The sequence below is a fragment of the Gordonia sihwensis NBRC 108236 genome (genome assembly GCF_000333035.1).
Taxonomy (GTDB): domain Bacteria; phylum Actinomycetota; class Actinomycetes; order Mycobacteriales; family Mycobacteriaceae; genus Gordonia; species Gordonia sihwensis.
Genome location: NZ_BANU01000025.1, coordinates 58,473 through 69,497, shown reverse-complemented (window position 1 = coordinate 69,497; position 11,025 = coordinate 58,473). Strand labels below are relative to the sequence as shown.

Annotated in this window: 11 protein-coding genes; 7 read left to right on the top strand and 4 right to left on the bottom strand. The window is 69.5% G+C overall.

From position 1 onward, the window contains the following. Window positions 1–52 precede the first annotated feature (52 nt). The 4 genes from GSI01S_RS14375 to GSI01S_RS14360 all read left to right on the top strand — a co-directional run bounded on the left by GSI01S_RS14375 (window position 53) and on the right by GSI01S_RS14360 (window position 4,426). Window positions 53–970: a LysR family transcriptional regulator gene (locus GSI01S_RS14375; protein WP_169317722.1), complete on the top strand. Its 918-nt coding sequence runs from the start codon at window positions 53–55 to the stop codon at window positions 968–970. A 93-nt stretch (window positions 971–1,063) separates the two neighbouring features. After that, window positions 1,064–2,263, top strand: coding sequence for a low temperature requirement protein A (locus tag GSI01S_RS14370; RefSeq protein ID WP_308128695.1), 1,200 nt, complete (start codon window positions 1,064–1,066; stop codon window positions 2,261–2,263). A 79-nt stretch (window positions 2,264–2,342) separates the two neighbouring features. Then, complete coding sequence (gene purD, locus GSI01S_RS14365) at window positions 2,343–3,596, top strand: phosphoribosylamine--glycine ligase (protein WP_006897318.1); 1,254 nt, start codon at window positions 2,343–2,345, stop codon at window positions 3,594–3,596. Between the two features lie 95 nt (window positions 3,597–3,691). Next, entirely contained in the window at window positions 3,692–4,426 is a 735-nt protein-coding gene (locus GSI01S_RS14360) for an LppP/LprE family lipoprotein (protein WP_039867758.1), read from the top strand. Between the two features lie 25 nt (window positions 4,427–4,451). On the opposite strand, the gene GSI01S_RS14355 is transcribed toward GSI01S_RS14360, so the two are convergent. The 4 genes from GSI01S_RS14355 to GSI01S_RS14345 all read right to left on the bottom strand — a co-directional run bounded on the left by GSI01S_RS14355 (window position 4,452) and on the right by GSI01S_RS14345 (window position 6,400). Then, complete coding sequence (locus tag GSI01S_RS14355) at window positions 4,452–5,411, bottom strand: alpha/beta hydrolase (protein ID WP_006897316.1); 960 nt, start codon at window positions 5,409–5,411, stop codon at window positions 4,452–4,454. A gap of 91 nt (window positions 5,412–5,502) precedes the next feature. Further along, on the bottom strand, window positions 5,503–5,640 hold the full coding sequence (locus tag GSI01S_RS20335; RefSeq protein WP_006897315.1) for a DUF8730 family Cys-rich protein: 138 nt from the start codon (window positions 5,638–5,640) through the stop codon (window positions 5,503–5,505). Between the two features lie 47 nt (window positions 5,641–5,687). Next, on the bottom strand, window positions 5,688–6,092 hold the full coding sequence (locus GSI01S_RS14350; RefSeq protein WP_006897314.1) for a DUF302 domain-containing protein: 405 nt from the start codon (window positions 6,090–6,092) through the stop codon (window positions 5,688–5,690). Between the two features lie 47 nt (window positions 6,093–6,139). Then, window positions 6,140–6,400, bottom strand: coding sequence for a metal-sensitive transcriptional regulator (locus GSI01S_RS14345; RefSeq protein WP_006897313.1), 261 nt, complete (start codon window positions 6,398–6,400; stop codon window positions 6,140–6,142). 110 nt (window positions 6,401–6,510) lie between these two features. On the opposite strand from GSI01S_RS14345, the gene purB reads away from it, so the two are divergent. From purB to GSI01S_RS14330, 3 genes are read left to right on the top strand one after another with little or no spacing between them, the layout of a single operon-like run. Further along, complete coding sequence (purB, locus tag GSI01S_RS14340; protein WP_006897312.1) at window positions 6,511–7,938, top strand: adenylosuccinate lyase; 1,428 nt, start codon at window positions 6,511–6,513, stop codon at window positions 7,936–7,938. A gap of 9 nt (window positions 7,939–7,947) precedes the next feature. Next, window positions 7,948–8,844 carry a phosphoribosylaminoimidazolesuccinocarboxamide synthase gene (locus tag GSI01S_RS14335; protein WP_006897311.1) on the top strand — a complete coding sequence of 299 codons (897 nt, stop codon included), beginning with the start codon at window positions 7,948–7,950 and terminating at the stop codon, window positions 8,842–8,844. Next, window positions 8,837–10,981, top strand: a complete 2,145-nt coding sequence (locus GSI01S_RS14330) for a S9 family peptidase (protein WP_006897310.1) — start codon at window positions 8,837–8,839, stop codon at window positions 10,979–10,981. Before GSI01S_RS14335 ends, GSI01S_RS14330 begins: the two co-directional genes overlap by 8 nt. Window positions 10,982–11,025 lie beyond the last annotated feature (44 nt).

Here is an 11,025-nt window from a genome sequence, read left to right as displayed (position 1 = left end):
CCGCGTCGCCGGAGCACCGTCGTTCTTCTCGCCCGGGTGGGACGATGGTTGTGTGTCGTCCACCAGACGCCTCTCGCAGGATCACCTGCGCACGATGCTGGCCGTGTACCGGTCGGGGTCGTTTCATGCGGCCGCTCGGCACCTGGGGGTCTCGGCACCGACGGTCGCCAACCACATCCACCTGGTCGAGGACCATTTCGGCGTCCGGATGTTCGAGCGGAGCGCCGACGGCACGGTGCCGACGGTCGCGGCTCACGAGATCGCCGCACAGATCGCGACGCATCTCGACGAGATCGACCGCCTGATCGCCGGTGATCTGCGTCGGTCTCCGACCGGCGGTCTCATGGTCTCGCTGGGCGGACCGTGCGAGTTCGTCACCGAGCAGTTGCTTCCGGCGCTCGCCGGCGACACTGTGCGTCTGCCGCGAATCGCCTTCGAATTCGGTGATTCGCGGCGGATGCTTGCCGAACTCGACGCCGGGCGGCTCGACCTCGCGGTGGTCTCCGGGATCCGGCCGACCGGAGCCGGAGTCCGGGCGTGGCCGGTGGCCCGGGAGCGGTTCTGGCTGGTCGCGGCACCGGGACTGACCGACGGGACCGAGCCGCCCGCCGAACTGGATGCGGCCGGTCTGATCGCTTACGACGATCACCTCCCGCTGCTGCGGCGGTATTGGAACACGGTGTTCGGAGTCGATCCGCGGTTCGATCCGACGATCGTCCTGCCCGATCTGGTGGCGATGAAGGCCGCGGCGCTCGCCGGGCTCGGCGTCACCGTCCTGCCGAGCTATCTGGTTCACGAGGAGGTCCGGAGCGGGGCCCTGGTGCGACTGGACCGCCGTCGGGACCCGCCGAGCAGCACGGTGTTCCTCGCCGCGGGCGAACCCGCGCTCGCGGCTCGCCCACCACTGCTCCGGTTCGCCGAACTCCTGGTGGATCGGATCACCGGGTACCAGGAGAACGTGACGCAGTAGCGCGATCGGCGGATGCGGGGGCGACCGCGCGCGGCGCGCAGTCGCTCCGCCGGTTCCTTGGCCCCCGATGCGGTGGGCTCTACGGTGTTCGACGTGAGCGTGTCGACCACCATCCGGCGCATGTCCGGACGCGATCCGGCCGAGGACGGCCGGGCCGCCAGCGATCTGGAGGTCTTCTACGACCTCGTCTTCGTCGTCGCCTTCTCGATCGCGGGCGCCCAATTGGCGGAGTACCTCGCCGAGGGGCACTACCGTGCGGCCGTGATCGGCTACGCCATCGCCACCTTCGCCGCGGTGTGGGCCTGGATCAACTTCGCCTGGTTCTCCTCCGCCTTCGACACCGACGACTGGGTGTACCGGCTGCTGACACTGGTGCAGATGGTCGGCGTGGCGATCATCGCGATCGGGTTGCCGCCGGTGTTCGCGTCGATCGACGCGAACCGCCACGTCGACCTCGCGGTGGTGGTGATCGGCTACATCGTGATGCGCGCCGGAATGATCGTGCAGTGGCTGCGGGCGGCCGTACAGGCTCCCGAATACCGCGCCACGTGTCTGACGTACGCGCTGATGACGACCGTCGCGCAGGTGGGCTGGGTGGCGGTCGCCGCGGTCTCGATGACGCTCGGGCCCACGCTCATCGCGATCGCGGTGTGCATGGTGGCCGAACTGCTGGGGCCCGCGATCGCCGAGACGCGGTTCCGGGCCACTCCCTGGCACCCCGGGCACATCGTCGAACGGTATTCGACGCTGGTGGTGATCACCCTCGGCGAAGGTGTGGTCGGGACGGTCGCGGTGTTGCAGGCGGTCATCGGACGAACCGGCTGGAGCACGGAGACCGCGGTGCTGGGCCTGACAGCGATGGGCGTCACGTTCGCCATGTGGTGGCTGTACTTCCAACTCGAGGTGGGGCGCCCGCTGGCGGCGCGGCCGGGAATGGCCTTCGTTTTCGGCTACGGCAGCATGCCGATCGTCATCGGCTGCGCGGCCGTCGGCGCCGGCCTGCACGTGGTGGCGATGTGGCTGGAGGGCGAGGCCGAGATCTCCCAAGCTGCGGTCTACGGTGCCGTCGCGGTGCCGTTGGCGGTGTTCTGCCTGGGTACGATCGTCATGTTCTATCTGCTGGCCGGCGCCGACCGGCTGCTGATCCCGCTGTTCCTCGCGGCGTCGGTGCCGCTCATCGCCGGCGGGGTGCTGGCCGTGTCCGGCGTGGGGCTGCTCGCCTGCGTGGTGGTGGGGTGCCTGACTCCGGTCCTGCCGTTGCTGTTGGTGGAGGCGTCGGCTCGCCGACGCTGATCCACCCGGTCGACGGCATCGCGCCCCCGTCGCCGGGCGGTGGCATCGCCGTCGGGCCCGACCCACTACCCTGAACGGCGTGCGCGTACTCGTGATCGGCTCGGGCGGCCGCGAACATGCCCTTCTCCTCGGACTCGACCGCGATCCGTCGGTGACGCAGTTGCATGCGGCGCCCGGCAACGCCGGTACGGCCGCGCTGGCCACCAACCACTCCGTCGACGTCGCGTCGGCCGACGCCGTCGTGGCACTGGCTCGGGAGATCGACGCGGATCTGGTGGTGATCGGCCCCGAGGTCCCGTTGGTCCTCGGGGTGGCCGATGCCCTGCGCGAAGCAGGCTTCGACACCTTCGGTCCGAGTGCCGCGGCCGCGCAGATCGAGGGGTCCAAGGCCTTCGCCAAGGACGTGATGGCCGCGGCGGGCGTGCGCACCGCCCGAGCGGAGATCGTCGACAACCCCGCCGACCTGGATGCCGCGCTGGACCGCTTCGGTCCCACCTGGGTGGTGAAGGACGACGGTCTGGCCGCAGGCAAGGGCGTCGTGGTGACCTCCGACCGCGATGCGGCGCGTGCCCACGCGGCCGACTGCCTCGAACACGGACATCCGGTGCTGCTCGAGAGTTTCCTCGACGGTCCCGAGGTGTCGCTGTTCTGCCTGGTGGACGGTGAGACGGTGGTCCCGCTGCTGCCCGCGCAGGATCACAAGCGCGTCGGCGACGGCGACGCCGGACCCAACACCGGCGGAATGGGCGCGTACACGCCGCTTCCGTGGCTGCCGCAGTCGATGGTCGATCGGATCGTCGACGAGGTGTGCGAACCCGTCGCCGCGGAACTGGTCCGGAGGGGCACGCCGTTCTCCGGTCTGCTGTACGCCGGCCTGGCGATCGGCTCCGACGGGCCCGCAGTGGTCGAGTTCAACTGCCGCTTCGGCGACCCCGAGACACAGGCGGTGCTCGAACTGCTCGAATCGCCGCTGGGCGAGGCGCTGGCCGCGACCGCTCGCGGTACGCTCGCCGATCTGCCGCCGCTGCGGTGGCATGACGGTGCGGCCGTGGTGGTGGTCCTCGCGGCGGAGAACTACCCGGGCCGCCCCCGGACCGGCGACGCGATCACCGGCGCCACAGCCGAAGGCGTGCTGCATGCGGGAACAGCGGTCTCCGCCGACGGTCGGATCGTCTCCTCCGGGGGGCGTGTGCTGTCGGTGGTCGGCCGCGGCGCCGATCTGGCGTCCGCGCGGGCGCAGGCCTACGAGCGGCTGGCCGGAGTGCGGCTGCCGGGCGCGCATTTCCGGACCGACATCGGCAAGGCCGCCGAAGACGGACTCATCTCCATCTGATCGCGCCGCGTCCACCGCCCGAATGACGCGGGGTCACGCCGCTTCGCATGCCGTCGATCTATCCCGTGAGGTCGGGAGATTCGAGGGAGGCGACGATGAGGATCAGTCAATCGGTGCGAGGGGTGACCGCGGTGGCGGCGCTCGGCCTGGCATTGACCGCATGCACCACCGCCGGCACGGCGACCGACGCGGCACGCTCTGCGACCACCGCGGAGTCGACGGTGCCGAGCCAGTCGCGACACGGTTCCGCCCCGAAGCCGGATGCACAGCAGCCGACCGCACAGCAGCAGGAGACGGTCGACGAACCCGGCGTGCAGCCGCCGGCGGGGTCCGACCGGGACGTCCGGAGCACGCCCGTCGCCCAGACCACATCGGTCGCCGATACCGATTCCGATACCGACGCCGGCCGGCCGGGCAGTGGTCGCGGGCTGTGCTTCGACCTGAACTCGGCGCTCGCCCGGGATGCGATCGCGACGCTGGGACCGGACTCGAACGGCGGATCGTGGGTGCCGCGGGGTGCCAGCGAGCACCCGCTGGCGCACGGCTGCGGACTGGACTGGATGCTCGTGGACGGCAGCGGATTCAACGACGCCACCTACACCTCGAGGGTTCTGCTGTTCGCCGGCGGCCAGTATCTGGGGACCGTGGAGCCGCACGAGTACTCGTACACCTCGGTCGCCGGCGACACCCTGAACTCGGTCACCGTCCGGTACCGGTGGCTGCGCGACGACGATCCGTTCTGCTGCCCGCAGGGCGGTCCGACCGATGTGACCGCGACACTGTCCGGCGGGGCAGTGGTTCGAAGCGGCCAGTTCCCGCCCTCGGTCTGACGCCGGGGCCGCTCGTCGATCTCGATCAGCGCGCGAGATTGCGGCCGAGGAACTCCACCTGATCGGGCAGCACCGACCGCCAGAACCGGTTGGTGTGTCCGCCGGGCGTGGTGGAGAAGGCGGCGGGAGGATGCAGGTCTGCGGCCCATTGCCGGGTGTAGGTGTAGAACTGGTCGGCCATGCCGATCGAGATCATCAGCGGGATCTTGCTGAACGCGTGTTGCTGCCCGAACAACGAATTGGCCTGGTAGTCGGCGTAGGAATCGAACGCCCGGGGCGGGAAGTTCGCGGGGTCGGCCCACATCGCCGGGGAACTCACGGCGATCGCCGCGACCCGCGGTGCGCCGATGAGAGCGCCGAGTCGGAGCGCGCCGTATCCGCCCATCGACCAGCCGTAGAGACCGATGCGGTCGGTCCGGAGGTTCAGCCGCTGGTCGCCGTCCAGCATCGGAATGAACTCGTCGACGATCATCGCGGCGCCGTCGGTGCCGTCGGTGCGAGCGTGGAAATAGTTGCGTGCCACGTCGACGCTCGCCACCGCGAACGGCGGGTTCCCCGCGTCCACGTACTGCTGAACCACGCCCTGGATGTTGAGCGCCTTGCTGAAGATGCTGCGCTCGTCGGTGTTCAGCGCGTGGGCCACTACGACCACCGGGAGTTCGCCGGTCACACCGTTGGGGCGGCTCACCGCCCACCGGGTGTCGCGGCCGGCCATCTTCGTCGAGACGAAGCTGCCGGTCAGTACGGGCGGATCGTTCGGGATCTCCGGGGGATCGGTCTGCACTGGAAGTCGGTCGTCGCCGCCGACGTTCGCGGCATCGCGAGGGACCAGCGGATCGGAAGTGCTGCAGGCCGCGACCCCGCCGAGCGCGGCCAGCCCGGCGACCCCGGTCAGCAGCGAACGCCGGGACAGCGCACGCCGCGACGTCGCCGAATCGTCGGCGACAGTCGCGGCGGATTGGCGGGAGGGATCGCGCAAGACCATGTCGGGAAGCGAGTCTACCGCGTGGGGCGACTCGGTTCCGACGACGAACGAGCGGTCCCTCCCAGCCCTCGGCGCTCGGACGCGGGCCGGCTCAGTGAGCGGCCGACCGCGGATCGGGGCAGGTGCAGCGGCGGTCGGCGGGGACCGGGCCCATCACGTCGGCGACGTGTTCACCACAGCCGTCCCAAGTGATCTTTCCGCACTTACCGCAGGTGACGGGGAAACACATGTCGAGTCCTTTCAGGGGGTGTCTGCTGATCGTTGACTACTGCTCGTTCAGGCGCCGGCCGACAGCGATTCGACGGCGGCGGTGAGCCTGGCGGTCGCCTCGTCCGCAACGTCGGCGAGGCCGGGGTTGTCGACCACGGTCACCATCAGTTGCGGGTTCATCGCCTCGACGATGCTGCGTCCCGGATCGTCGGTGTCGGCGCGGACGACGACGTTACAGGGCAGGAGGAGCCCGATCTGCCGCTCGGCGGTCACCGCTCGGTGGGCGAGGGGAGGGTTGCACGCGCCGAGGATCACGTAATCCTCCATCTCCGCGCCGATCTTCGTCTTGAGGGTGGCCGCCATGTCGATCTCGGTGAGGACGCCGAAGCCCTGGGCGGACAACGCTTCGCGCGTTCGGGCGACGGCCTCGTCGAGCGGGGCGTCGACGGTGGTGGAGATGGCGAGTTTCATGTCTTCCTCCGGGGTTCGGTCGGTGCGGTCGGGGCAGGGCGGGTAGTTCAGGCGAGGGTGAGGAAGAGCTTCTCGAGGGTCTCCATGTCGGGAGCGTCGTCGTTCTGGTCGCTCAGGCACTCGCGCAGGTTGGTGGCGATGATCTTGAAACCGGCGCGGTCGAGGGCGCGGGAAACCGCTGCGAGTTGCGTGACGATGTCCTTGCAGTCGCGCCCGTCCTCGATCATCGCGATCACGCCGCCCAACTGTCCCTGCGCGCGGCGCAGCCGGTTCAGTACGGCCGTGGTCGACTCGTCGTCACTGCGCATGCTGTTCTCCTGGAGTCCGGTTGAGTACCGTCTCCAGCATACCCCGAGGGGTATCTGTCGTGCACTGTCGTTTTCCGGGGGCGCCCGTCCGGGCACTACACTGCGTAGACGTGGGTAAACCTGCCATCAGCAATGTCCTGGCCAACCGTTACGCGTCTGCGGACCTCGCCGAGATCTGGTCGCCGCGCAACAAGATCGTTCTCGAGCGCCGCCTCTGGATCGCCGTGATGAAGGCGCAGCGCGACCTCGGGATCGACGTCCCCGCCGAGGCGATCGCCGACTACGAACGAGTGGTCGGCGACGTCGACCTCGATTCGATCGCCGACCGCGAGCGGGTGACCCGCCATGACGTGAAGGCGCGGATCGAGGAGTTCAACGCGCTCGCCGGTCACGAGCAGATCCACAAGGGCATGACCAGCCGCGACCTCACCGAGAACGTGGAGCAGCTGCAGGTGCTCGTCTCGCTGCGCCACGTCCGCGACCACGCCGTCGCCACCCTCGCGCGCATCACCGAGCGGGCCGCGCAGTACTCGTCGATCGTGATGGCCGGCCGCAGCCACAACGTCGCCGCGCAGGCCACCACCCTCGGCAAGCGGTTCGCCAGTGCCGCGGACGAGCTGATGACCGCGCTGACCCGCCTGGACGAGCTGATCGCGCGGTACCCGCTGCGCGGAATCAAGGGCCCGATGGGTACCAGCCAGGACATGCTTGATCTGCTCGACGGCGACGCCGCCAAGCTCGCCCGTCTCGAAGGGGAGGTGGCCCGGCATCTCGGCTTCGCGAACGCCTTCACCTCGGTGGGCCAGGTGTACCCGCGTTCGCTCGACTACGACGTCGTCTCCGCGCTCGTGCAACTGGCGGCCGGGCCGTCGTCGCTGGCCACCACCATCCGCTTGATGGCCGGCCACGAACTGGTCACCGAGGGCTTCCAGCCCGGCCAGGTGGGCAGTTCGGCGATGCCGCACAAGATGAACACCCGCAGTTGCGAGCGCGTCAACGGTCTCACGGTGATCCTCCGCGGCTACGCGTCCATGACCGGCGAACTCGCGGGCAACCAGTGGAATGAGGGCGACGTCTTCTGCTCGGTGGTCCGCCGTGTGGCGCTGCCGGACGCCTTCTTCGCGATCGACGGGCTGATGGAGACCTTCCTGACGGTCCTCGCGGAGTTCGGCGCGTACCCCGAGGTGATCGCCAACGAATTGGACCGGTACCTGCCGTTCCTCGCGACCACCAAGGTGCTGATGGCGTCGGTGCGCGCGGGCGTCGGCCGCGAGACGGCGCACGAGGCGATCAAGGAGAACGCCGTCGCCGTGGCACTCGCCATGCGCGAGGAGGGCCGCGAACCGGATCTCCTCGACCGGCTGGCCGCCGACGACCGGATCCCCCTCGACCGCGCGGCACTCGACGAGCTCATCGCCGACAAGTCCGCCTTTGTCGGTGCCGCGGAGGCACAGGTCGCCCAGGTGATCGCGAACGCCGCGGCCTGGATCGACGCGAACCCCGCCGCCGCGGCGTACACGCCCGCCCCGATTCTCTAGGAGCCCCGCATGCGTCCCACCCTCGCCGACTACCGGCACATCGCGTCGGGCAAGGTCCGTGACATCTACCAGATCGACGACGCCACGCTGCTGCTGGTCACCTCCGATCGCATCTCGGCGTACGACTTCATCCTCGACACCCCGATCCCGGACAAGGGCCGGATTCTCACGGCGGCCAGCTTCTTCTGGTTCGAGCACCTCGGGGTGCCGAACCATCTCGACGGCGGTCCCGCCGACGAACGCATCCCGGCCGAACTCGTCGGCCGGTCGATGGTCGTCAAGAAGCTGCCGATGGTGCAGGTGGAGTGCGTTGCTCGCGGCTATCTGACCGGTTCGGGCCTGGCCGACTATCAGGCCACCGGCGCCGTCTGCGGCGTGCGGCTGCCCGCCGGGCTCGGTGAGGCCGACAAGCTCCCGGAACCGATCTTCACCCCGGCCACCAAGGCGGCCGTGGGTGACCACGACGAGAACGTCAGCTTCGACCAGGTGGCCGAGACGGTCGGCGCCGACCTGGCGGAACGGCTGCGCGACGCGACCCTCGACATCTACGGCCGCGGATCCCAGCTGGCCGCTGAGCGCGGAATCATCCTCGCGGACACCAAGTTCGAGTTCGGACAGGCGGCCGACGGCTCACTGGTCCTCGCCGACGAGGTGCTGACCCCCGATTCCTCCCGCTACTGGGACGCCGCGACCTACGCGCCGGGCAGGGTGCAGCCGAGCTTCGACAAGCAGATCGTCCGCAACTGGCTCACCGGACCGGATTCGGGTTGGGACCGCACGGGCGAACAGCGGCCGCCGGCCCTGCCCGCCGACGTCGTCGAGCGGACTCGGGCGCGGTACATCGAGGCGTACGAACGGATCTCGCAGCAGAGTTTCGCCGATTGGCCGGACGCCCAGCATGGCTGATCGGGCGGCCCCGCCGGTCGCGAAGAAGGTTCCGACGCAGCGCGTCCACCACGGTGACGTCGTCGTCGACGATTACGAGTGGATGCGCGACAAGGAGGACCCGGAGGTCATCGCCTACCTGGAAGCCCAGAACGCGTTCGTCGAGCAGGAGACCGCGCACCTGGCGCAGCTCAGGCGCGACATCTTCGGCGAGATCAAGTCGCGCGTCCAGGAGACCGACATGAGCGTGCCGACGCGCAGCGGACGCTTCTGGTACTTCACCCGGACCACCGAAGGACAGCAGTACGCCGTCAGCTGCCGCTGCCCGATCGCCTCGCCCGACGACTGGACGCCGCCCGAGGTGACTCCGGGCGTCGCGCTGCCCGGCGAGGAGATCGTCTTCGACGCCAACGCCGAGGCGAGGGGTCACGACTTCTTCAGCCTGGGCGCCACGTCCGTGAGCCACGACGGCGACTGGCTCGCCTACAGCACCGACGTCAAGGGCGACGAACGCTACACCCTCCGCATCAGGAATCTGGTGACCGGGGAACTCCTCCCGGACACGATCGCCGGCATCGCGGCCGGCGCCACCTGGTCGCGCGATGCGAGGTACGTCTTCTACTCCACGGTCGACGACGCCTGGCGTCCCGACACCGTCTGGCGCCACGAGGTGGGATCGGCGGAGCCGGACGTGCAGGTGTTCCACGAACCCGATGAGCGCTACTGGGTGGGCATCGGCACCACGCAGAGCGAGGACTACCTCGTGCTGAGCGTGGGCTCCAAGGTGACGTCCGAGGCGCTGGTCCTGAGTGCGGACGATCCGACGGGCGAGTTCGTGTCCGTGGCGGGGCGTACCGACGGAGTCGACTACTCGGTCGAGCACGCGCGGATCGCGGGCCAGGACTGGTTCGTCATCGTCCACAACGGCGAGCGCGACGGCGTCAAGGCGATCGACTTCGCGGTCGACCTCGTTCCCGTGGGAGACTTCGGCGCGCGCCGGGAACTGATCCCGCACCGTCCCGGCCGCCGTATCGAGGACGTCGACTGCTTCCGCGACTACCTCGTGCTGTCGTACCGGGCGGACGCGCTGCCGCGACTGGCCATCGCCGACCTGCGGCGGGTGGACGGCATCCCGGCGCCCGACGACTTCGTCGAGGTGACCTTCCCCCAGGAACTGCGTTCGGCAGGGCTCGGCGCCAACGCCGAGTGGGACACCCCCCGGTTGCGGATCGTGTACACCAGCTACGTGGATCCGGCCGAGGTGTTCGACCTCGACGTCGCCACCGGTGAACGGACACTGCTGCGGAGGCAGCCGGTGCTCGGCGGGTACGACCCCGACGACTACACCGCGGTCCGGGAGTGGGCGGTGGCAGGCGACGGCACCCGTGTGCCGGTCTCGCTGGTGTTCCGCCGCGACCTCGACCGCTCCGCGCCCGCGCCGATGCTGCTGTACGGCTACGGCTCCTACGAGACCTGCCTGGACCCCGGTTTCTCGGTGGCACGGCTGTCGATGCTCGACCGTGGAATGGTCATGGCCTTCGCGCACGTGCGGGGAGGCGGCGAAATGGGACGGCTCTGGTACGAGAACGGCAAGACGCTCTCCAAGAAGAACACCTTCACCGACTTCATCGACGTCGCCCGGCACCTCATCGACACGGGCTGGACCTCGCCGGACCACCTGGTGGCAGAGGGCGGCAGTGCCGGCGGTCTGCTCGTCGGTGCCGTGGTGAACCTGGCTCCCGAACTGTTCAACGGAGTACTCGCCGCGGTGCCCTTCGTGGACGCTCTCACCTCGATCCTCGATCCGTCGCTCCCGCTGACGGTGATCGAGTGGGACGAGTGGGGCGATCCGCTCCACGATCCCGAGGTGTACGCGTACATGAAGTCGTACTCGCCGTACGAGAACGTCGCGCCGCGGCCGTATCCGGCGATCCTCGCCGAGAACTCTCTGCACGACACCCGCGTCCTCTTCGTCGAGGCCGCGAAGTGGGTGGCGCGATTGCAGGAGTGCACCACGTCGGAGAACCCGGTGCTGCTCAAGACCGAGATGACCGCCGGCCACGGCGGCGTCTCCGGCCGGTACAAGCAGTGGGAGGAGACCGCCTTCGAACTGGCCTGGATCCTCCAGCAGTCGGGGGCGCCGGCCGGTCGAGGCTGACACCGGCCTGCAGGGTCCGCAGACGAGTGACGCCCCCGGTCTCC